This is a genomic window from Sulfitobacter sp. BSw21498 (genome assembly GCF_006064855.1).
In the GTDB taxonomy this organism is placed as follows: Bacteria; Pseudomonadota; Alphaproteobacteria; order Rhodobacterales; family Rhodobacteraceae; genus Sulfitobacter.
Genome location: NZ_CP040753.1, coordinates 2,281,383 through 2,303,485 on the forward strand (window position 1 = coordinate 2,281,383; position 22,103 = coordinate 2,303,485).

Consider the following 22,103-nt stretch of genomic DNA (forward strand, 5'->3'; position numbering starts at 1 on the left):
TGGCTATACGGGTAGGTTGCCCGTCAGGACATAGCGCAAGATTTGAACGACTTGCGCGGGGTCGTCGGCAACTGCCATCGCTGCAGCGTCGACTTCCTTCAACGCGTGCGCATGATCAGCGCCATGCAGAATGACCAAAGATTTCCCCAGAGCCGCCGCATAACCCGCATCAAACGCCGCGTTCCACTGTTTGTACTGATCGCCAAAGCGGACGACGACGACATCCGCCTCTTCGATGCCCTTGCGGGTGCGGATCGCATTCAGCTGAGCACCCTTGCGGTCGTGCCAGAACTTGTCCGCCTCGGCGCCCAGAATAGCCACACCGCAGTCATCGCTGGCCGCGTGGTCGGTGACAGGGCCGGTGAACACGACATCCAGCTCCGCCGCGCCATCAATGATCTGATCGCGCCAGTCGGTGTGGATTTCACCCGATAGATAAACATGCAACGTCATACCGCCTCCGTTCGCTTTAACCGCGCAGCACGCCGCCGCTGGCTTTGGTGACTTTGTCGATCACCTTGGCACTCACAGCTTCGATATCCGCGTCTTTCAGTGTCTTGTCGCTGGGTTGCATCCGCACGGTCAGCGCGAGCGATTTTTTGCCCTCGCCCAAAGTCCCGCCGATGAATTCATCAAACACGCGCACATCGTCGATCAGGGCCTTGTCCGCCCCCATCGCCGCATTGACCAAGGTCAGCCCATCCACCTCCGCGTCCACCACAAAGGCAAAGTCGCGTTCAACCGCTTGCAGCGCGCTGACGTTCAGCGCCGGACGGGTGGATCCCGCTTTGCGCGGCAAAGGCACTTCGGCGGGCCAGATGGTAAAGCCCATTGCAGGCCCTTTCACATCCATCGCCGCCAGCACCCGCGGGTGAATTTCACCAAAGACACCAAGCACCTTTTTCGGGCCAAGGCAGATTTGACCGTGACGGCCCGGATGGAACCAGTCGGACCCGTTGCGGTTGATCTGCACTTTGGTCGGGGCACCGATAGAGGCAAGCACCGCCTCGATATCCGACTTTACGTCGAACACATCGACAGGGCGCGATGCCCCATGCACGTCTTTGGGGCCCGTACGACCGATCAAAAGACCGCTGATTTGCAAATGCTGGTCGCCCGGTTCTCCGCCGGTGAACACAGGGCCGACCTCGAACAGGGCCATATCGGGGAAGCCACGCGCCTGATTGCGGGCAGCGGCTTGCAACAACGCGGGCAACAGCGACGGGCGCATGTGGCTCATGTCGGTGCTAATCGGGTTCTCCAGACGGGTGTCATCGGTGCCGCCACCAAACAGCGCGGCGGATGGCTGATCGATAAAGCTGTAGGACACACATTCGTTATAGCCCAACGCGGCGCAAGAACGGCGCGCGATGGCCTCGCGGCGCTGCATGGGCGACAGGACAGGCTTGGGCACGCCGGCGGTCAAACGCGGCAAGGGGCGTCCTTCGAGCTTGGTCAGCGAGGCAATCCGCGCGACTTCCTCGACCAGATCGGCTTCGCCTTGCACATCGGGGCGCCAGCTTGGCACATGGGCCATATCGCCTTCCAGCCGGAAGCCAAGCGCTGTCAGTGTCTTGCGCTGTTCGCTCTCCGAGATGGTCATCCCCACAAGCGACTGCACGCGGGCGGCGTCCAGCTTATAGGCGCGGGAAAAGTCTGGCACCTTACCGGCCACCACGACCTCGGACGCTTCGCCGCCCGCGATGTCCAAAATCATCTGCGTGGCATGTTCGATGGCATAGGGCGTCCATTCGGGGTCGATGCCCCGTTCGAACCGGTAGCGCGCATCAGAATTGATCTTGAGCGCGCGCCCTGTGTAGGCGGTGCGGACCGGATCAAAATAGGCCGCCTCGACAAACACATTCACCGTGTCCATGGAACAGCCGCTTTCCGCGCCGCCCATTACACCCGCGATGCTTTCGACCTTTTCGGCGTCCGAAATCAAGGTCATGCCTTCGCTGAAGGTGTATTCCTTGTCGTCCAGCCCCATCAGCGTCTCGCCGCCCTTGGCGCGGTGGATGCGCAGGCTGTTGCCCGCGACCTTATCGGCGTCAAACACGTGCAGCGGGCGGTTGCGGTCATAGGTGAAGAAGTTCGTCACATCGACAAGGAACGAGATCGGCCGCAGCCCGATGGCGCGCAGCTTGTCCTGCAACCAGACGGGCGACGGGCCGTTTTTGACGCCGCGGATCACGCGGCCGTAGAACACCGGACACTGATCCAGCGTGTCATCGTCAATCGACACGGTGATCGGGCACGGGAACTGCCCCTCTACTGCGGCCACATCGCGCTGTTTCAGCTTGCCCAGACCACGGGCCGCCAGATCGCGGGCAATCCCGCGCACTCCCAGAGCATCAGGGCGGTTGGGGGTAATCGCGATCTCGATCACGGGGTCGACCTTGGCGGGGTCATTTTCCGCCAGCCAGTCGATGAAACGGTCGCCAACGTTGCCCGAGGGCAGCTCTATGATACCGTCATGTTCTTCGGACAGTTCAAGCTCGCGCTCGGAGGCCATCATGCCAAAGCTTTCGACGCCACGGATTTTGCCAACGCCGATTGTTGTATCTATGCCCGGCACATAAACGCCCGGTTTCGCCACGACCACGGTGATCCCCTGACGCGCGTTCGGTGCACCGCAGATGATCTGCTGGACGCCTTCGTCGGTATCCACCTGACAGATCTGCAAGCGATCCGCGTCAGGGTGCTTTTCAGCCGACTGCACGTAGCCCAGCGTAAAATCCGCCAGCTTTGCGCCGCGATCCTCGACGCCTTCGACCTCGAGACCCAGATCGGTCAACGCATAGGTGATTTCATCAATCGACGCGGTCGTGTCGAGATGTTCCTTCAGCCAGGACAGTGTGAATTTCATGGCGGTGATCCTCATGCAATGCTTGCGCTAGGGCGTAGCGTTTAATCGGCGCGGTTTCAATGCGGTGCGGGTGCGTTTTGCGCCTAGCCCGGTGTTTTGGACATCAACCCGTCCAGCTGGTAGCCAAGCCATCCTGTCGGGATGAAATGCCCGCCTGTGTGGATGTCCAGTGTGACGCTACGATTGCCTGCGCAGGTGTCCCACGTGAAATGCGCGAACTCGACCCCCGGCGCCAGCGTCAGCGCACCGTCCAGCCGCCCTGCGCCACAGCGCAGCGCCTTGCGCCACAGCGCGACGACGTTGGTGGCATCATGGTCCGGTCCGCGTGGCAGGCTCATCCACAGATCGTTCAGCCCGTGCACATGGCGGACCTGACGCGGCGGGTTGGCGCAGGTGCTGGCCTGCTTGATGGTCCCCGACATGGTCATCAGCCCCGCGATCCTGTCGCCGCGCGCGCAGGCATAGCGCCACGCCATCGCCGCCCCGAAACTGAACCCCGAGATGTAAATCTGGCTTTGATCCACCGGAAAGCGCTTGGCCACATCCGCCAGCACCGCGTCAGCAAAGTCGATATCCGCCGGATCTTCCTGCCAGAACCGCCACGCCCGATGCTGCGCCGAAGGGGCGACCAGCATCACGCCACGCGGCTTTGTTTCAGACCCGATACGCGGATGGTTGATCACGGTACGCCCACGCCGCAGGAAAGCGTGGAAATGCATCATCACGGGCAGAGGCGTAACCCCGTCCCAGTCGTCGGGCATCAGGATGCTGTAGCTGCGGTCACCGACCTTGCAGACCGTATCGCCGCCGCAGGGCGGGAGGGACTGGGCGGTGGCGGAAGATGCGAGGAGGACGCTGAAGCAGAATAGGAGTATTAAGTATTTCACCAGCGCAGCTCACAGAAGGGGTTGAAGACTTAGTGGGTTAAAAGGCCGGTCCAGTGCGAGCTAGCTTATCACATTAATCCATCTCATGTGGTCGAGATGGTCCTTGGGCCAGGAAAGGGGAAACTTCATTCAGCTTCCCCTTTGAAGGAATTTTGTTAAAACCAAGAGCAAGAAGCTGGTGAAAAGTGCTCCTATCAGAGAAAGGACCGTCGTGAACGAGCGTTGATTTTCACGGTCGAAGCTTGCTAGTGCGGCATCAAGTTGTCGTTGCTGTGACGATAACTGCGCTCTGACTTGAACTAGGTCAATTACCTCACGAGGGTTCTTATCTAACGTCTCTTCGATTTGGGAGATTCGCTGGATAAGCCCATTTTGTCTAACTAGGAATGCAGTGGCATTGGTGTCAGCCATATCTACATTCTCAATGCGCGCTAGAGATTCCAGCACTAACTCCACGTTCTGAGTATACTGATCAAAACGCGTCGCTAGATCGTTCATTTCGGTCCGGAGGCCTGCCTCCAGTGGGGCGACATACAGTTTGTATCCGAACAGCGTCATAAAGGTTATTAGCGCACCGGAAACTAGCACCCCAAGCACGACTTTATCGATCCAGCCGGCGAATCTTGAGTAGCGAGGTTCGCTTCTCACCTACTCAAACCACCATGCAGCGTCGGCTGATCCAAGCTCGCGAACCCATAGTGGCGCAACCAGCGCAGGTCTGAATCAAAGAATGCCCGCAGATCGGGGATGCCGTATTTCAGCATCGCGATGCGGTCGATGCCCATGCCAAAGGCAAAGCCCTGCCATTCGTTCGGGTCGATCCCGCCCGCTTGCAGCACCTTGGGGTGGACCATGCCGGAGCCCAGCACCTCCATCCAGCCGTCGCCTTCGCCAATGCGCAGCTGGCCGTCGACCCACGAACACTGAATGTCGACCTCTGCCGAAGGTTCGGTGAAGGGGAAGTGCGAGGCGCGGAAGCGGGTCTTGATGCCCTCAACTTCGAAGAACGCGCTAAAGAATTCCTCAAGCGTCCATTTCAGGTTCGCCATAGAGATGTCTTTGTCGATCGCCAGACCTTCGACCTGATGGAACATCGGTGTGTGGGTCTGGTCATAGTCGGCACGGTACACGCCACCGGGGCAAATAATGCGCAAGGGCGCGCCTTCGGCCTCCATCGTGCGGATTTGCACGGGGCTGGTGTGGGTGCGCAGCACGTGGGGCGGACGGTCGTCGCCCTCGGCACGCGCCATATAAAACGTATCCATCTCGGCACGCGCAGGGTGGTGGCCGGGGATGTTCAGCGCGTCGAAGTTATACCAATCGGTGTCGATGCGCGGCCCTTCGGCGACCGAAAACCCCAGCTCGGCAAAGATCGCGGTCACTTCTTCGGTCACTTGGCTGACGGGGTGGATCGTGCCCTGCCGCGTCGCGCGCGTGGGCAGTGTGACGTCCAGCCATTCACTGCGCAGGCGTTCATCAAGTGCGGCATCGCCCAAAGCGGCTTTCTTGGCGGCGATGGCCGATGTGATCTCGTCCTTGAGCGCATTTAGCGCTGGCCCGACCGTCTGGCGCTCTTCGGGCGTCATGCGGCCCAACTCGCGCATCTTCAGGGCGACTTCGCCCTTTTTACCCACCGCGGTCAGACGGATGTCCTCCAACGCGGCTTCGTCGGCGGCACCAGCGATCTGGCCCAGATATTTCGCTTTCAGGTCGTCCATATCGGCCTCATGTCTTTTGCTCGGGCTGGTGCTAGCAGAATTGGGCCCGAATACAAGCGGCAGGGCTATCTGATGCGGGTCTTGTGATGACGAAACTGCGGGCACATAGTGCGGCAAACCACCAAAAGGGAGCAGAGCGTGGCAGAGACTTCACCCCCCATAGGTAACCTGACGCTTCCCCGACCCGTCACACGGCCTTGGCTGGCGCTTCTGGGACTGACGCTCGGGGTGACCGTCACTAACGGGTTTGCGCGCTTTGCCTACGGGCTGATCCTGCCCGCGATGAAGACCGAGCTGGACTGGACCTATGCGCAAGCGGGCTGGCTGAACACGGCGAATGCGCTTGGCTATATCATTGGCGCGGTGCTGACGTTGCTGCTGATCGGGCGCATCGCGCCGGCGCGGCTGTTCAGTTTTGGTATGGTTGCGACCACGCTGACCCTGCTGGCCACGGGATACGAGGCGACAATGGGCTGGCAAACCTTCTGGCGGTTCGCGGCAGGGGTGTTCGGGGCGATGTCATTCTCTACCGCTGGCGTGCTGACCGCGCGGCTGTTTCCCGGCGATGCCCGGCGCAATGCGCTGGCGATTGCGATCCTGTTCGGCGCGGGGGGCGGCATCGGGATCATGCTGGCGGGGGCGTCCCTGCCCCTGATGATAGAAGTCTGGGGCACCGGATCATGGCGCTATGGCTGGTATATAATCGGCGCGATCAGCGTGGCCTGCCTGCCCCTGTCCCTATGGGCCGCGGCGCGGCTGTCGGTCCCTGCGCAACGCAACACGGCAGCGGGCGGCATCAAGCTACGCCTGATCTGGAAAGAGCTGGCAGGCTATATCGGCTTTGCTATGGGGTATATCGTGTATCTGACATTTCTGTCGGCATGGATGACCGACCAGCAGGCGCCAGCGCTGCTGATCTCGGCTGTGTGGATCATCATGGGGGTGGCCCTGATCGCCTCGCCTTTTGTGTGGCGCGGAGTGTTGGCGCAGCACGCCTCCGGCAAGCCCTTGGCGATGATCCTGACCGGTATCGCAATCGGGTCGGCGCTGCCGCTGGTCTTGCCCGCAGGCGGGGCCGTTGTGATTTCGGCTATCGTTTTCGGGCTGTGCGTTTTCATGGCCCCAAGCGCGATCACCAGCTTTATCCGCCAGAACCTGCCCGCAGAAAGCTGGGCCGCCGCCATGAGCCTGTTCACCGTTGTCTTTGCCGTTGCGCAGACCGCAGGCCCTTTTGCCGCCGGTGCCTTGGGGGATCTGACCGGCAACATCGGATCGAGCCTGCTGGTCGCAGCTGCGATCCTGCTGATGGGGGCGGCTGTCGTTGCCTTTCAAAAGCCCCTGACGGCGCAAGACCCCGCTTAAACGAAAAACGCCGCCCCGGTGTCAGGGCGGCATTCTAAAACTCTGGATCGTCAAAGGGCGCTTATGCGGCCAGTGCGTCTTGTGCTTGCTTTACGATGGCACCGAATGCTTCGGGCTCGTTGACTGCCAGGTCGGACAGAACCTTCCGGTCCACTTCGATACCAGCCAAGGACAGACCGTTGATGAAGCGGCTGTATGTCAGTGCTTCGTCGTGGCTGCGCACAGCGGCGTTGATCCGCTGGATCCACAATGCGCGGAAGTTCCGCTTGCGGTTCTTACGGTCGCGCGTGGCGTATTGGTTGGCTTTGTCGACCGCCTGACGGGCGACCTTAAAGGTGTTCTTGCGACGGCCGTAGTAACCTTTGGCTGCCTTGATTACCTTTTTGTGACGGGCGTGGGTGACCACACCACCTTTTGTACGGGACATATCGGCTCTCCTATCTTAGCGGTCGTAGGGCATAAAGCCCTTGATGATCTTGGCGTCGGGAGCAGACAAAGCTGTTGTCCCACGCGCGTCACGGATAAATTTCTTAGACCGTTTGATCATACCATGCTGTTTGCCAGCCTGACCGCCGATGACCTTGCCGGTCGCCGAGATCTTAAAGCGCTTTTTTGCACTCGATTTCGTCTTCATCTTGGGCATTTCCGTCTCCTTAACTTGAGTTCGGTAAGTGCGCGACTCGGCATGCCACGAAGGCCGGACGCGCGGAACGAAGCTGGCGTATAGGAGGGACCGCCCCTCAAAGCAAGGGCAAAAGCGCGAAACGCTGGCGGTTACCAGAACTTATAGCGCGCCACGACATGCAGGACGGAGTTGGGGATATCTTCCAGCGCATAGCCACCCGGATGGGTGTTAATCGCATAGACGATCATCCCGCCCGCGATCAGAACCGTCAACGCCGACGCCCGCGGCGCACGGCTATCGGAGAAGGCCGACACCACAGACGGGATCGATAGGACTGCAAGGGCAAGACCAATCACCAAAATCAGATCAGTATCCATAGTCTTTGCCCCTGCTCGATATATTTTTATTAGCTGATCAGAGGTTATTCCGGATCGGTATTAAAAATCAATCGTTCGTCGCAAGGGGCGACGCGCAGGATATTGGTGCTGCCCTCGACGTTAAAGGGTACGCCTGCAGTGACCACGATCATGTCTTCCGGTCCGGCATAGCCTTCGTCACGGGCGACCCGTGCAGCGCTGACCACAGCCATCTTGAACCGCTCCAGCGTGCCGGTCTGCACGCAGTTGACGCCCCAGGTTAGCGCCAGACGACGTGCGGTCCTGACTAATGGCGTCAGCGCAATGATCGGCACCCGTGGCCGTTCGCGCGCTGTCAGCAACGCCGTAGTGCCGCTTTGCGTGAAGCAGCAGATCGCCTTGATGTTCGCGGTTTCCGCAATCTCGCGGGCAGCGGCAACGATACCGTCCGCCACCGTCATGCGGTCTACCTTGCGTGACGATTCGATGATCTGGGTATAGGTCGGGTCCTGCTCTACCTCGGTGGCGACGTTGTCCATCGTGCGCACGGCCTCGACCGGATAGGCACCGGCAGCAGATTCCGCCGACAACATCACGGCATCCGCGCCTTCATAGATCGCGGTCGCCACGTCCGACACCTCGGCCCGTGTGGGGACCGGGCTTTCGATCATCGATTCCAGCATCTGCGTCGCCACGATCACCGGCTTGGCCGCCGCGCGGCACTTGCGCACCAGTCGTTTCTGGATCGGCGGCACATTCTGCACCGGCAGCTCAACCCCCAGATCACCGCGCGCCACCATGATCCCGTCACTGACAGCAAGGATATCCTCGAACCGGTCCACCGCCGACGGCTTTTCAATCTTGCTCAGCAGTGCGGCACGGCCCTTGGCCAGTTCGCGCGCCTCGGTCACATCTTCGGGACGCTGCACAAAGCTCAACGCCAGCCAGTCGACCCCCAGATCGCAAACAAATTCCAGATCCGCACGGTCCTTTTCAGACAGGGCGGCAAGCGGCAGAACCACGTCAGGCACGTTCACGCCCTTGCGGTTAGAGATCACGCCGCCGATCATCACTTCGCACTCCGCGAAATCGGGCCCGCATTCCTTAACCTTCAAACGGATCTTACCATCATTGACCAACAGCGACGCACCCGGTTCGAGCGCTTGAAAAATCTCTGGGTGCGGCAGGCACACGCGGCGGGCGTTGCCCTCTGCCTCGTCCAGATCAAGCCGGAACGACGCACCCTCGACCAGCAGTTCGCTGTCACCAGCGAAGACACCCACACGCAACTTCGGCCCCTGAAGATCCGCAAGGATACCGATCGTGGAACCCGTTTCCTCTTCGATCTGGCGGATGATCTTGTGCTTGATCCTGATCTCATCATGGCTGCCGTGGCTCATGTTCAACCGGAACACATCCGCGCCCGCTTGAAACAACGCCGAGATCGTCTCGTGGGTATCCGAAGCTGGACCCAAGGTGGCAACTATTTTGACATTTCGCGTGCGTTTCATACTGGTGACGTCCCTTTTCATCTGTGGGCTTTGGCAGCCCCCGCGCTCTGATTACCTTGGTTTAACACGCGCAGCGATCAGAGTGGATAGCAAATAAGTTAGCGTTAACATTTAGCGAAGCTCGCCCATTCCGTCTATGCGCACGTCAATGTGACAGCACCATGACGATTGCAAGCACACCGCAAGACACGCAGACAGGCACCCGCCTTGAACCCGCCCCGACCAACCCATAGCTTTACGGCACCCACACCGAGGAGAGCATAATGCCTACACAACAGGAAATCGAACTGCAGGCTGCGGCGTTCCGCCGGCTGCAACAACATCTGATGCAGGACCGCACGGATGTTCAGAATATCGACATGATGAATTTGGCCGGATTTTGCCGCAATTGCCTGTCGCGCTGGTACCAAGAGGCCGCGAACGAACGCGGCATCGACATGAGCAAAGAAGAAGCGCGTGAATTGTTCTACGGCATGACCATGGACGCATGGAAAGCCGGCTATCAGACCGACGCGAAAGACACGCAGAAAGAAGCGTTCAAGGTTGCGTTTGAACAGAACGTGGAAAAGGGCTGACCGCACGCGGCCAGCCCCTTGGCAAGGCGGGTTACACCGCCGCCTTGCGCATTTCTTCCAGATAGATTTCGCGTAGACGCGGCGCGACCCGGCCCGGTGTACCATCACCTAAAGCCACGCCGTCGATCTCGACCACGGGCATGACAAAGGCGCTGGCTGATGTGGTGAACGCCTCATCCGCCTGCTGCGCTTCGTGGATGGTAAAGTTACGTTCTTCCACCACCATCTGCGCTTCTTTTGCAAACCGCAGGACTGCGGCGCGGGTGATGCCGTGCAAAATCTCGTTGCTCAGGGCGCGGGTGATGATCTTGTTGCCCATGACGATATAGGCGTTGTTGCTGGTGCCTTCGGTGACAAACCCGTCCTCGACCATCCACGCATCGTCACAGCCCGCTTTCTTAGCCATCATTTTGCCCATCGACGGGTACAAAAGTTGCACCGTCTTGATGTCGCGGCGGCCCCAGCGGATGTCCTCGATGCTGATGACCTTCGCCCCCTTCTTGGCGGCGGGGCTGTCGGCCATACCGGGCTTGGATTGGGTGAACAACACGATCGTAGGCTCGGTTGTTTCGGGATCGGGGAAGGCAAAGTCTCGGTCCCCGTCCGACCCGCGCGTGATCTGCAAATAGATCAGCCCCTCGTCGATCTCGTTCACACGGACCAGCTCGCGATGCACCTCCAACAGATCCTCTTTCGAGATCGGGTTGCGCATCTGCAATTCATTCAGCGACCGGCTCAGCCGGATGGCGTGGCCGTCAAAGTCGATCAGCTTGCCGTCCAGCACGCTGGTGACCTCATAGACCCCGTCCGCCATCAGAAACCCGCGATCAAAGATCGAAACCTTGGCTTCGGTCTCGGGCAGGTATTCGCCGTTCACATATACAGTCCGCATGTCTTATCCCCAAAGCTTGGCCGCAGGCGGATGCACCCCGGCGGCGTCAAATGTCAAAGCGTCCTCGCGGTCTTCGGCCAGAAGCAGCGGGCCGTCAAGGTCCACCACCTTGGCCCCCTGCGCTACCAAGGTCGCCGGTGCCATTGCCAGCGAAGACCCGACCATGCAGCCGACCATCACCTCAAAGCCCTGCGCGACAGCGGCATCGCGCAGCGCCAGCGCCTCTGTCAGGCCGCCGGTCTTGTCCAGCTTGATATTGACCACATCGTATTTACCCTTGAGCGCAGCGAGGCTCGCACGGTCATGACAGCTTTCATCCGCACAGACCGGCACAGGCCGATCCATCCCGATCAGCTCATCATCATCGCCTGCAGGCAAAGGCTGCTCCACCAATGACACTCCAAGCCGTACCAGATGCGGTGCCAGATCGGCATAAACCTCTGCCGACCAGCCCTCATTCGCATCGATGATGATCTGCGCATCGGGGGCACCGGCGCGCACGGCCTCAAGGCGAGGCATATCGTCCGGCGTACCAAGCTTGATCTTCAACAACGGACGATGCGCATGCAATGCAGCCTGTTCGCGCATTTTTTCGGGGCTATCCAACGACAGGGTAAAGGCCGTGACCTCGGGCCCCGGCTGGGCCAAACCCGCCAGTTCCCACACACGTTTGCCTGCCTGCTTAGCCTGTAAATCCCACAAGGCACAGTCCACCGCATTGCGCGCGGCCCCGGCGGGCAGCAGATCGTACAGCGCCTCGCGGGTCAGGGACCCGCTTAACGTTTCAATCTCTGCCGCGACCGATTCCAACGTCTCTCCATAACGGGCGTAGGGCACACACTCGCCCCACCCCGTCACGCCGCATTCGGTAATCCGAACCGTTAGCACCTGCGCCTCGGTCCGCGACCCGCGCGAAATCGTAAAGACCTGCGCCAGCCGGAACACATCCCGGCTTACCTCGATACGCATATCCGCTCCTTCATTTTGCCACTTAAACTCTCCCCGAAGGGCCGATCAGAGGGCTGCCAAAGCATCCGCCAGTTTCGCGGCACCTTGGCGGAACGGGTCCACGGCTGGCAAGCCCAAGCGATGCTCAACCTCGGCGAGATATGCGTCTGCCTCTACTTCCGACAGATGCTGCGTATTGATCGAGATGCCGACCACCTGACATCCGGCATTGGCGACCCGTGCAAGCGTCAGCGCCACGTCGCGTACTTCTTCCAGCGTGGGCAGCGTATAGTCGGGCAGACCGCGCATGGTTTTGCGGGTTGGCTCGTGGCACAGGATCAGCGCATCGGGTTGGCCGCCGTGGATCAGCGCCATGGTGACGCCGGAATAGGACACGTGGAACAGGCTGCCCTGCCCTTCGATGATATCCCAGTGGTCGTCATCATTGTCAGGCGTCAGATACTCGATCGAACCGGCCATGAAATCCGCGATCACGGCGTCCAAGGGCACGCCTTCGCCGGTGATCAGGATACCGGTCTGGCCTGTGGCGCGGAAGCTGCTTTTCAGCCCCTTTTCCTTCATTGCCGCGTCCAATGCCAGCGCGGTATACATCTTGCCGACAGAACAATCAGTGCCGACCGCCAGCACCCGCTTGCCGCTGCGTTTGACACCGTTCGCGATGGGATATTGCACCGACGGAATGCGCACATCATGCAAGGTGCGGCCGTGTTTCTCGGCGGCGGCAACCAGTTCTGGTTCGTTGCGCAGCAGGTTATGCAGGCCGGATGCCAAATCAAAGCCGGCCTCCAGCGCTTCGACCAGCACGGCGCGCCATGTGGCGCTGATGGTGCCACCGCGGTTTGCGACACCGATGACCAACGTCTTTGCGCCCGCTTCTTTCGCCTGCGCTAGGGTCATATCGGTCAGGCCCAGATCCGCCTTACACCCGTCCAGCCGCAATTGGCCGACGGCATTATCGGGACGCCAGTCCTTGATGCCTTGCGCTACTTTAGCAGCAAGATGATCTGGCGCGTCGCCCAGGAAAAGAAGGTATGGTGTTTTGATCATGATCACATGCTCCTGTAATTTGGCTTTGGCTCAGTTTCGCAGCCTTTCGGCGCGATAAGGTTGCAAATGAATGGCCGACGCAAGAGAGACCGCAGAATATTTGCAAAGATTCGCCCATTAGCGCAAGAATTGTGCATAGAAATTTAGCGCTCGATGCTGCAGCTGCGAGATCACTCTTGCAGGGCGCAGCGCAATTTAATACCACCCAAGGCAATCAAGTCGTAACTTTATTACTCAAGGAGTTCGCATATGAGCTTTCGCATCCAGCCCACAGCCCCTGCACGCCCCAACCGCTGCCAATTGTTCGGCCCGGGTTCGCGCCCGGCAATCTTCGAGAAAATGGCAAGCTCTGACGCAGATGTCATCAACCTGGATTTGGAAGACAGCGTTGCCCCCTCGGACAAAGACAGCGCCCGCGCCAATATCATCAAAGCGATCAGCGACGTAGACTGGGGCGACAAGACGTTGTCCGTACGGATCAACGGCCTCGACACACCTTACTGGTACCGTGATGTCGTCGACCTGCTGGAGCAAGCAGGCGAGCGTCTGGACCAGATTATGATCCCCAAAGTGGGTTGCGCGGCAGACGTCTATACCGTTGACGCGCTGGTTACTGCGATTGAAACCGCCAAGGGCCGAAGCAAGAAGATCTCGTTCGAGGTCATCATCGAATCGGCGGCGGGCATCGCCCATGTCGAAGAAATTGCGGCTGCCAGCCCGCGCTTGCAAGCGATGAGCCTTGGCGCGGCCGACTTTGCTGCCTCTATGGGGATGCAGACGACCGGCATCGGCGGCACACAAGAGAACTATTACATGCTGCACGACGGGACAAAGCATTGGTCCGATCCGTGGCATTGGGCGCAGACCGCCATTGTAGCTGCCTGCCGGACCCACGGTGTGCTGCCGGTCGACGGTCCGTTCGGTGATTTCTCGGACGACGAAGGCTACCGCGCGCAGGCACGCCGGTCGGCAACTTTGGGCATGGTCGGCAAATGGGCCATCCACCCCAAGCAGATCGCCGTCGCGAACGAGGTCTTTACCCCCTCGGAGGAAGCCGTCGCCGAAGCCCGCGAAATTCTGGCTGCGATGGAAACAGCCAAGGCCAACGGCGAAGGTGCGACCGTCTACAAAGGTCGTCTGGTCGATATCGCCAGCATCAAACAGGCCGAGGTCATCGTGCGCCAGTCCGAGATGATCGCCTCGCGCTAGCCCCGCAATACGACACAGCGGCGCGGGCCTTGTTCCTGCGCCGCTGTTGCCCCCCCGTAGCGAAGCGGGCTTGGCATACCCCGCGGCTTGGGGCATCAAGGCGGCATGTCCATTGATGTCCTTTCCGCGCTCGCGCTTTTCGCCCTCATCACCTCTATCACGCCGGGGCCGAACAACCTGATGTTGATGGCGTCCGGGGCGAATTTCGGCTTTGCGCGCACGGTGCCGCATATGCTGGGGATCACCCTTGGCTTTATGGTCATGCTGCTGCTTGCCGGCTTTGGGTTGATCCGCGTGTTCGACGCATTCCCCGTCATTTATACCGTGCTCAAGCTGCTGAGCCTGATCTATCTGGCTTTCCTCGCCTTCAAGATCGCCACCGCTGCGCCGGTACAAACCGCCGACCCGAACGCCAAGCCGCTCAGCTTTCTGCAAGCCGCTGGGTTCCAGTGGGTCAATCCAAAGGCCTGGGCTTTCGGGCTGAGCGTCATCACGATCTATGTGCCTTCCGCCGGCTTTTTGCCGCTGGTGATCACGGCGCTTGTCGTGGCGGTGATGGCGCTGCCTTCGGTAACGCTTTGGACCCTTCTTGGCGGGCAGATGGCCCGTTTTCTGACGAATCCCCGACGTTTGCGGGTGTTTAACGTGACCATGGCCGCGCTGCTTGTGGCATCGCTGTTGCCTGCCCTTTGGCCGGCCAGCTGACAGGTCACGTTGCAAAGACCGCAAATCAACGCCATATAGCCCTGAACAAAGCGCGGAGCAGGTGATGACACAGTATCTGGATTTCGAAAAACCACTGGCCGAAGTTGAAGGCAAAGCGGAAGAGCTGCGCGCACTGGCGCGGACCTCTGAAGGGATGGACGTCAGCGCCGAAGCCAAGACGTTGGACGAAAAAGCCCATCAAATGCTGGACGATCTGTACAAGTCGTTGACGCCGTGGCGCAAATGTCAGGTGGCACGTCACCCCGACCGCCCCCACTGCAAAGACTACATCGAAGCCCTATTCACCGAATTCACGCCGCTGGCGGGCGACCGGAACTTTGCCGATGATCTGGCTGTCATGGGCGGTCTGGCGCGGTTCAATGACACACCTGTCGTCGTGATCGGCCACGAAAAGGGCAACGACACCAAATCCCGCATCGAACGCAATTTCGGCATGGCCCGCCCCGAAGGCTACCGCAAGGCCGTGCGCCTGATGGAGCTGGCGGATAAATTCGGCCTGCCCGTGATCACGCTGGTCGACACCCCCGGTGCCTACCCCGGTAAAGGTGCCGAAGAGCGCGGCCAGTCCGAAGCCATCGCCCGTGCGACCGAAAAATGTTTGCAAGTCGGCGTGCCGCTCGTGTCGGTCATTATCGGCGAAGGCGGATCGGGCGGGGCTGTGGCCTTTGCCACGGCAAACCGTGTCGCCATGCTGGAACATTCCGTCTATTCCGTGATCTCGCCCGAGGGCTGCGCGTCGATCCTGTGGAAAGACGCCGAAAAGATGCGCGAAGCCGCCGAAGCGTTGCGCCTGACAGCGCAAGATTTGAAACAGCTCGGCGTGAACGATCGCATCATCCCCGAACCCCGTGGCGGCGCGCATCGTGACCCCAAAGCCGCCATCGCATCGGTACGCAGCGCGATTACCGCGATGCTGGATGACCTGTCAGGCAAAGACGCCAAGGCACTGGTCGCGGATCGCCGCCAAAAGTTCCTCGGCCTCGGGGCCAAGGGACTGGCGGCGTAACTCTACGCCGCCCCGCAGGGCCTTACGACACCAGCATCCGCAAGCCTTGCGTCACATCCGTACGCACCGCCAGACGCAAACCGGGTTCATCCCCGGCGCGCAGGGCTGCGATAATCAGCTTGTGAAAATGCGGCGGCTCTGTCCGTCGCAGCCGGCCATAGAGCGCGCGCATCGTCGGGCCCATCTGCAACCAGACGGTCTCTGCCATCGCGAGCATCGCCGGTGCCTGCGCCCGCAGATACAACGTGCGGTGAAATTCGAGGTTCATACGGATATAATTCACGGCGTCGCGATTGTTCACCGCGTCGGAAATAGCATTGTTGATCGCCTGCATCCGGTCAATCAGCGCAAGGTGGGCACGGGGCAAGGCACGACTGGCGAGCTCTACCTCGATCAGCGCACGTAGCGCGGCCAGTTCCTCGATGCGTTCGTTGCTCAGCTCGGGTGTGGAAATCCGGCCCGACGCGGACATCGTCAGCGCCCCCTCTGCCGCCAGCCGCCGGACGGCTTCGCGCGCAGGGGTCATCGACACCTCGTATTCCTTACCGATCCCCCGCAGGGTCAAAGCCTGTCCCGGTGGCAGATCCCCGTACATGATACGGGTCCGCAACTGCCGGTACACGCGGTCATGCGCCAATGGATGCGCATCAAGAGGACGAGGGTTCAGGTTCATATCGCCGTTGTGATCACGAATCGCCGGTGCGTCAATGTGGTAAACGCGCCGAGGCGCTGCGCTACGCGGTAAACTTGAACCGGTGCAGGTCGCTGCCATGCCTGCGCAACCAGCCACGCGCCTCTTGATAGGGTCCGTAAATCCGTTCGACCTCGGCCCAGAAGGCCGGAGAGTGGTTCATCTGCGCCAGATGTGCGACCTCGTGGGCGGCGACATAGTCCAGCACGTCGGGCGGGGTCAGGATCAACCGCCACGAAAACATCAGCCCCCCGTCAGAGGTGCAGGACCCCCACCGCGACCGCGTATCGCGCAGCGTCAGCTTGGCATAAGGACGCCCCAGCAACGCGCTATAGTCGTCACAGGCCCCCGTCAGCCGGTCGCGCGCAAGCTCCTTTAGATGGGCAGCCAGCCGCACGGGCACGCGATCCGCCGGACCGGGGACACAGATCGTATCGCTCCCCAGAACCACCCGCCTGCCCTGCCCTACCTCGACTCGAAGCATCCGCCCGCCCAAAGGAAATTCTGCCCCGATGCCCACCACCACATCCTCACTGCGCGCGTCGAGATGCTGCCGAATCCACGCCTCTTTCTCGCGTGCAAAGGCGATTCCCTCGGCCTCTTTCAGACGTTTTGGCATGGTCAGGGTCACCCGCCCGTCCAGCTGCGATATCCGCAGCGATATGCGCCGCGCCCGCGCAGAGCGGCGCAGGATCAGCGGGATAGGTGGGTTTCCGGGCAGGACAGGATCAGGCATTTCAGGGTTCCGGGTCGCGATGGGGTGGCGATTGCCTTTGACAGTGCCTATCTCATATGGCACTTGGCCTGAATCATCTATACGCAACAACACTTTCAAAAAGGGGTCTTCGATGCCCAATGAAGAATGGGGAACCAAGCGCCTGTGCCCCACAACGGGCAAACGGTTCTACGACCTGAACAAAGATCCGATCATCAGCCCATACTCCGGCGAAGTGGTCGAGGTAGATAACTCCAAATCCCGCATGATCGCCGCCGATAGAGAAGACGCCGTCACAGCCAAATCCAAGAAAGGCAACTCTGATGATGAAGAGTCGCTGGTGGATGATGACGACGTAGACGTAGATCTGGACGACGACATTCTGGACGATGATGACGACGATGAGGATACTGTTCCTCTCGAAGAAATCGCGGACGTTGCCTCCGAAGACGAAGATTAATTGAATTTTGCGATGGCGGGATAGATTTTCCTCTTGATCCCGCCCTCGCGACCGCCTATTCAGCGGCGCATCGGCCTTACACGGTTGATACACTTCCCGGATCCCTGATCCACGATGGGGCCTTAGCTCAGCTGGGAGAGCGCCTGCATGGCATGCAGGAGGTCAGCGGTTCGATCCCGCTAGGCTCCACCATAACCATTCGACGCGTTAAAATGCACCAAAACAACACCACATTTAGTGCAAGCGTCGATTTTAGATCTATATATTGATATTATGTATCGACAGATTTTATCCGCCGGACAATAGGGCGAGATATTGCGTTAAAACTTTTGGCGGCGTCCGCATCTCCCGTTGGTGAGATTGTGATCGGAGGCAGAGGGCCGATATCGATTCGGTCTTGTCGGACGACAGCGCTTATGGGTCCAAGTAGCGGTATTTGTTAAGCGAGTGTTCTTGGCTCATCGTAACCACTGAGGAGTGGAAGATGAGACAGACAGCTGGAACACGCAAAAGCCTTGGCGAGAAGATCGTCAAAGATATCAAACGGGCGACACGCAAGCACAATTCATCCGAAGAGAAGATCAGGATCGTTTTGGACGGTCTGCGCGGTGAGGACAGCATTTCTGAGCCGTGCCGCCGCGGGGGCATCTCCCAAGGCATCTATTACAAATGGTCAAAGGACTTCGTGCAAGCTCGGAAGCGCCGACTGGCTGGCGAGATGGCCCTTACTGCCACGACTGACGAAGTCAAAGATCTGCGCAGAGATGCCCGTGACCTGAAGGAGATCGTGGCGGAACAAACGCTCCAACTCCGTCTGCTCAAAAAAAGCATGACAGGCGATGGGGGCGACCACGAATGAGGTATGCTGCTCCTGAAAAGTTAGAGATGATTCGACTGGTTGAAGAAAGCCATCTGTCAGCCCGCAAGACACTGGCTAAGCTGGGAGTTCCCTGCACCAGGCTCTACTACTGGGAGAATTGGTGCCTTCAGCGTGGTGAGGCTGAGCTGCAAGATGAATCCCCCAAGCCAAAACACGTCTGGAGCCGCATCCCTGACGAGGTGCGGCGCAAGGTGATCAAATTGGCATTGAAAGAGACCGAACTATCGCCGCGCGAGTTGGCGGTGACGCTTACAGACAAGGAAAGTTACTTTGTAACAAAAATTCAACGTATCGAATTCTGAAAGCGCACGACCTGATCACCAGCCCTGCCTTCATCGTGATCAAGGAGGCCAGTGAGTACAAAGACAAGACGACGGCCATCCATTAGCTTTGGCAGATCGACTTCACCTATCTCAAGATCATTGGGTAGCGTCGGTTCTACCTCAGCACGATCCTGGATGATTACAGACGCCACATCATCTCATGGAAACTCTGCACAAATATGCTGCTGAAATTGTGACAGACACCCTCGACTTGATGCTGCAGGCGTCCGGCTGTGATCAAGTGCATGTCGTTCACAAACCGCGCCTGCTGAGCGACAACGGATCCGGCTACGTCTCTGGGAATCGGACTGAGTGGTTGCAAGACAAGGGCATGAAGCACTCGGGCGGCACACCATACCACCCATAAACCCAAGGTAAGATAGAGCGGTGGCATAAAACCACGAAGAACCGCATCTTAACTCGAAAACTACTTTCTTCCCGGTGACCTGCCCCCCGAGGCTCCCTCATTCATAACGAGAGTTTGCGGGTCTGGGTTTCATATTCTTCGTCGTCAGTTTGGGCAAGCGCGTCTTGCGCGGAGCCCTCAAATTGCTCAAGCGCTCGACGAGCTTCTGCCGGTGTTTGGTTCCCAAGCGATGAGTGCGGCCTGACGTTGTTGTAGTCGTATCGCCAGAGTGCCAGCTTGCGACGGGCGTCATCCAACGTATCGAAGATTTCCTCATTCAACAGCTCGTCGCGCAGGCTGCCATTGAAGCTTTCTATGAAGCCATTCTGCTGGGGTTTGCCGGGGTCGATGTAATGCCAATCAACGTCGTTATCACCGGCCCATTTTAGGATCGCACGACTGGTAAACTCCGTGCCGTTATCACTGACAATGCAGGCAGGCTTTCCATAAATACGGACAAGCGCGTCAAGTTCCCGCGCGACACGAGCGCCCGAGATGCTGGTGTCAGCCACCAAGCAGAGGTTCTCGCGGCAACAATCGTCGTTTACAGCCAGCATGCGGAACTTGCGTGACGCGCCGAACGTATCCGACACAAAATCTAAGGACCAACGCTCGCCAGGACGCAAAGCAACCGGCATTGGTGTCCGCGAGCCACGCGCACGCTTGCGGCCCCTGCGCCGTCTAACGCCCAGCTTTTCTTCAGTATAAAGGCGATACAGTTTCTTGTGGTTCATGATCCTTCCCTTGCGTTCCAGCAGCACACCGATCCGGCGGTAGCCAAAGCGCCGTCGCTTGCTGGCAATCGCTTTCATCTCTTCGCGAACTTCTGGATTATCCGGTGACTGATCGCGCCGGACGGTCTTGGGATCGACACCGACAAGCCTGCACGCCCGGCGCTGCGAGATATCATGGTCTCGCATTGCCTTGCGTGCTGCGGCCCGTCGCACATTCGGTGTCGTCAGTTCTTTCCCAGCAAATCCTTCAACACAACATTGTCCAACATCGTGTCCGCCAGAAGGCGCTTCAGCTTGGCGTTCTCATCCTCCAGCGATCTAAGGCGATGAGTATCAGAAACGTTCATGCCACCATATTTGGCTTTGAACTTGTAGAACGACGCGGGACTCAAGCCATGCCTGCGGCACACCTCTGCCGTCGGCATGCCAGCTTCCTGTTCTTTGATCATTCCGATAATTTGGGCTTCAGTAAAACGGCTCTGTCGCATCTGTTTGCTCCTTCGAAGGTTGAGCAAACTCTACATTAAACTGAGGGAAGTTTCGGGGGGCAGGTCACCGGTCATCTCGAAGCCCAGATTGAAGACTTCGTCGATCACTACAATCACCGCCGCTACCACGAGAGCATCAACAATGTCATGCCCGCCGACGTCTACTTCGGTCGCGACAAAGCCATTCCCCCAATAACGAGAAAGGATAAAACGTAAGACAGTCGAAACGCGACGATTGCACCACCGACAGCGCGCTGCATAATCAAGCCAACCAGATGAGCCAAACTCTCTCTTAGTTTAAGCCACACTTGGTGCCAAAAACCCTGACAACGGACAATTCAGAACAGACGCACCTTAGAATAGATTATCAATTTTATCAGTCGGTTAGCCATAGGGTCAAAGGAAGGGATATCACTGCGGTCAGTGCCAAACCATCCAGCTACAAAATGCAATTGTTCAATAAAATGTTGCTATAAGGCCTTCTGTGAACGAAAATATGAGGTGCGAAAATATATTTCATCCATAATATACGAGAAAAATTAATGAAAAAAATGATTGCTTTAGCGATGTTCTTTCTCGGTGTGAGCTTAAACAGTGTCAACGCCCAATCACTAATCAAACCAGGTACATGCGAACTTATAATTTCTTCAAAGAAGACATACGACCTCGCTCGGCAATATGTAAGAAGCACGCCGAACAATAAAAATGCAAAAATATTCAAGACGCAAAACGGCTGGTACGCAGTCTCGATAGGATCATTGAAGCCTCATCAAGAGGACAAGATCATCACTGAGTGGAAAAAGAACCGAAGAATCCCACAGGACTCGTTTTGTTCAACTGGTGAAAAGTTCGTCACTGAGTACAACTGGAAAACCGGGAAAACCGTACCGGCAAAGCACACGTCAGTCAGCACTAAGTCACCGAAAAGATCTAACTCGAACAGCGATAGATCCTTTGTAAACGCTGGATTATGCCGAATGATTTATAACCAAGGAAAATCCCCAAACGGCCTGCTCGAACCAGTACAGCAACAAATGGAAAAACGAGGCCGATGGGAGTACGAAATCGGCGTCTATAAGCTAAAAAACGGAGAATACGCAGCTGCCGAAACAATGTTCAAATTACCAAAGTATCCAAAGTATTATCCTGAGTTGAACCGAGAAAAACTCAGAAAAGTGAGTTCAGACAGGACCGGAGGTAGGCTTCTGCCAACAGCGCGCTGTACTGATGGAACAGACATAGCTTCGGATACAGGAATGCGTCTGAAGAAGGTTGGCAAAAAGGGAAGCCACCTTTTTGTAAAAGCACTGAACGCTGGCGCAAAAACCCTGAGAGATTCGTCTTCAGTTAAAATTTCGAGAGAAGATGCTAAACGATCAGAGCTACAACGTTGTCATGACTATTATGTAGCTGAAAAATTCGGTTTCAAGAACACTCACAAATACTGTGTGATCGAGTACTGCAATTCAAACAATGGTAGCTGGTACTGCAAAGCTGAGCCTAAAAGATAAAATAAACGCCGAAGCCTCGCCCAACGATTAAAGGGATTTTGGCTTCGGTCATTCGTCAGAAATCAATGTCGAGTTTGCTGTGCTTAGCTTGAAAAGCGCGTGATCGTAGCAAGGAATTTGCACGCTTTTCACCAGACAGTCTG

Annotated in this window: 22 protein-coding genes, 1 tRNA gene and 2 pseudogenes; 10 read left to right on the plus strand and 15 right to left on the minus strand. The window is 58.3% G+C overall.

Going from position 1 to position 22,103, the window contains the following annotated elements:
* Nucleotides 1-3: 3 nt before the first annotated feature.
* The 5 genes from E5180_RS11070 to pheS form a co-directional block, all read right to left on the minus strand.
* Nucleotides 4-453: a YtoQ family protein gene (locus E5180_RS11070; RefSeq protein ID WP_138924427.1), complete on the minus strand. Its 450-nt coding sequence runs from the start codon at nt 451-453 to the stop codon at nt 4-6.
* Nucleotides 454-469: 16 nt separating this feature from the next.
* On the minus strand, nt 470-2,869 hold the full coding sequence (pheT, locus tag E5180_RS11075) for a phenylalanine--tRNA ligase subunit beta (RefSeq protein WP_138924428.1): 2,400 nt from the start codon (nt 2,867-2,869) through the stop codon (nt 470-472).
* Nucleotides 2,870-2,952: 83 nt separating this feature from the next.
* Nucleotides 2,953-3,630 (minus strand): alpha/beta hydrolase family esterase, encoded by a 678-nt coding sequence (locus E5180_RS11080; RefSeq protein WP_254700458.1) that lies wholly within the window; start codon nt 3,628-3,630, stop codon nt 2,953-2,955.
* 255 nt (nt 3,631-3,885) lie between these two features.
* The gene (locus E5180_RS11085; RefSeq protein ID WP_206338720.1) at nt 3,886-4,254 is read right to left on the minus strand and encodes a hypothetical protein; all 369 of its coding nucleotides are present in this window, start codon (nt 4,252-4,254) and stop codon (nt 3,886-3,888) included.
* Nucleotides 4,255-4,400: 146 nt separating this feature from the next.
* Nucleotides 4,401-5,474, minus strand: a complete 1,074-nt coding sequence (pheS, locus tag E5180_RS11090) for a phenylalanine--tRNA ligase subunit alpha (RefSeq protein ID WP_138924431.1) — start codon at nt 5,472-5,474, stop codon at nt 4,401-4,403.
* A gap of 138 nt (nt 5,475-5,612) precedes the next feature.
* Here pheS and E5180_RS11095 point away from each other — a divergent pair, with 138 nt between their 5' ends.
* A complete protein-coding gene (locus tag E5180_RS11095; protein ID WP_138924432.1) occupies nt 5,613-6,836 on the plus strand; it encodes a YbfB/YjiJ family MFS transporter in 1,224 nt (407 codons plus the stop codon).
* A 61-nt stretch (nt 6,837-6,897) separates the two neighbouring features.
* Here the strand turns inward: E5180_RS11095 and rplT are convergent, their stop codons facing one another.
* From rplT to pyk, 4 genes are all read right to left on the minus strand, one after another.
* Nucleotides 6,898-7,263: a 50S ribosomal protein L20 gene (gene rplT / locus E5180_RS11100; RefSeq protein ID WP_093731492.1), complete on the minus strand. Its 366-nt coding sequence runs from the start codon at nt 7,261-7,263 to the stop codon at nt 6,898-6,900.
* A gap of 15 nt (nt 7,264-7,278) precedes the next feature.
* Complete coding sequence (gene rpmI / locus E5180_RS11105; RefSeq protein WP_093731493.1) at nt 7,279-7,479, minus strand: 50S ribosomal protein L35; 201 nt, start codon at nt 7,477-7,479, stop codon at nt 7,279-7,281.
* Nucleotides 7,480-7,610: 131 nt separating this feature from the next.
* Nucleotides 7,611-7,838, minus strand: a complete 228-nt coding sequence (locus E5180_RS11110) for a hypothetical protein (protein WP_138924433.1) — start codon at nt 7,836-7,838, stop codon at nt 7,611-7,613.
* A gap of 44 nt (nt 7,839-7,882) precedes the next feature.
* A complete protein-coding gene (gene pyk, locus E5180_RS11115) occupies nt 7,883-9,328 on the minus strand; it encodes a pyruvate kinase (protein ID WP_138924434.1) in 1,446 nt (481 codons plus the stop codon).
* 263 nt (nt 9,329-9,591) lie between these two features.
* On the opposite strand from pyk, the gene E5180_RS11120 reads away from it, so the two are divergent.
* The gene (locus E5180_RS11120; RefSeq protein ID WP_138924435.1) at nt 9,592-9,903 is read left to right on the plus strand and encodes a DUF1244 domain-containing protein; all 312 of its coding nucleotides are present in this window, start codon (nt 9,592-9,594) and stop codon (nt 9,901-9,903) included.
* 31 nt (nt 9,904-9,934) lie between these two features.
* On the opposite strand, the gene E5180_RS11125 is transcribed toward E5180_RS11120, so the two are convergent.
* The 3 genes from E5180_RS11125 to dgcN are packed head-to-tail and all read right to left on the minus strand — an operon-like array spanning nt 9,935 to nt 12,811.
* Entirely contained in the window at nt 9,935-10,795 is an 861-nt protein-coding gene (locus E5180_RS11125) for a D-amino-acid transaminase (RefSeq protein WP_138924436.1), read from the minus strand.
* A 3-nt stretch (nt 10,796-10,798) separates the two neighbouring features.
* A complete protein-coding gene (gene dgcA, locus E5180_RS11130; RefSeq protein ID WP_138924437.1) occupies nt 10,799-11,764 on the minus strand; it encodes an N-acetyl-D-Glu racemase DgcA in 966 nt (321 codons plus the stop codon).
* Between the two features lie 45 nt (nt 11,765-11,809).
* Nucleotides 11,810-12,811, minus strand: coding sequence for an N-acetyltransferase DgcN (gene dgcN / locus E5180_RS11135; protein ID WP_138924438.1), 1,002 nt, complete (start codon nt 12,809-12,811; stop codon nt 11,810-11,812).
* Between the two features lie 249 nt (nt 12,812-13,060).
* On the opposite strand from dgcN, the gene E5180_RS11140 reads away from it, so the two are divergent.
* The 3 genes from E5180_RS11140 to E5180_RS11150 all read left to right on the plus strand — a co-directional run bounded on the left by E5180_RS11140 (nt 13,061) and on the right by E5180_RS11150 (nt 15,752).
* Nucleotides 13,061-14,020, plus strand: a complete 960-nt coding sequence (locus E5180_RS11140; protein ID WP_138924439.1) for an L-malyl-CoA/beta-methylmalyl-CoA lyase — start codon at nt 13,061-13,063, stop codon at nt 14,018-14,020.
* 105 nt (nt 14,021-14,125) lie between these two features.
* The gene (locus E5180_RS11145) at nt 14,126-14,725 is read left to right on the plus strand and encodes a LysE family translocator (protein ID WP_171048943.1); all 600 of its coding nucleotides are present in this window, start codon (nt 14,126-14,128) and stop codon (nt 14,723-14,725) included.
* A gap of 64 nt (nt 14,726-14,789) precedes the next feature.
* Nucleotides 14,790-15,752: an acetyl-CoA carboxylase carboxyltransferase subunit alpha gene (locus tag E5180_RS11150; protein WP_138924441.1), complete on the plus strand. Its 963-nt coding sequence runs from the start codon at nt 14,790-14,792 to the stop codon at nt 15,750-15,752.
* Nucleotides 15,753-15,774: 22 nt separating this feature from the next.
* On the opposite strand, the gene E5180_RS11155 is transcribed toward E5180_RS11150, so the two are convergent.
* Nucleotides 15,775-16,425, minus strand: a complete 651-nt coding sequence (locus tag E5180_RS11155) for a GntR family transcriptional regulator (RefSeq protein ID WP_138924442.1) — start codon at nt 16,423-16,425, stop codon at nt 15,775-15,777.
* A gap of 61 nt (nt 16,426-16,486) precedes the next feature.
* On the minus strand, nt 16,487-17,179 hold the full coding sequence (locus E5180_RS11160; RefSeq protein WP_138924443.1) for a M48 family metallopeptidase: 693 nt from the start codon (nt 17,177-17,179) through the stop codon (nt 16,487-16,489).
* A 112-nt stretch (nt 17,180-17,291) separates the two neighbouring features.
* On the opposite strand from E5180_RS11160, the gene E5180_RS11165 reads away from it, so the two are divergent.
* The 3 genes and pseudogenes from E5180_RS11165 to E5180_RS15960 all read left to right on the plus strand — a co-directional run.
* Entirely contained in the window at nt 17,292-17,618 is a 327-nt protein-coding gene (locus E5180_RS11165; protein WP_138924444.1) for a TIGR02300 family protein, read from the plus strand.
* Nucleotides 17,619-17,734: 116 nt separating this feature from the next.
* Nucleotides 17,735-17,810, plus strand: a tRNA-Ala gene (locus E5180_RS11170).
* A 292-nt stretch (nt 17,811-18,102) separates the two neighbouring features.
* A pseudogene (locus E5180_RS15960) lies at nt 18,103-19,321 on the plus strand (DDE-type integrase/transposase/recombinase); the annotation flags it as partial.
* Here the strand turns inward: E5180_RS15960 and E5180_RS11190 are convergent.
* Nucleotides 19,290-20,449 (minus strand): IS3 family transposase gene (locus tag E5180_RS11190; RefSeq protein WP_138922942.1). Its coding sequence is split into 2 segments (ribosomal slippage): nt 19,290-20,200 and nt 20,200-20,449, totalling 1,161 coding nucleotides; the frame shifts between segments, so codons are not numbered across the junction. The pseudogene E5180_RS15960 and the gene E5180_RS11190 sit on opposite strands and share 32 nt — an antisense overlap.
* 69 nt (nt 20,450-20,518) lie before the next feature.
* Here E5180_RS11190 and E5180_RS11195 point away from each other — a divergent pair.
* Both E5180_RS11195 and E5180_RS11200 read left to right on the plus strand, forming a co-directional pair.
* Nucleotides 20,519-20,711: pseudogene (locus tag E5180_RS11195) on the plus strand (integrase core domain-containing protein); the annotation flags it as partial.
* Between the two features lie 280 nt (nt 20,712-20,991).
* Entirely contained in the window at nt 20,992-21,960 is a 969-nt protein-coding gene (locus E5180_RS11200) for a hypothetical protein (protein WP_138924447.1), read from the plus strand.
* Nucleotides 21,961-22,103: the final 143 nt, after the last annotated feature.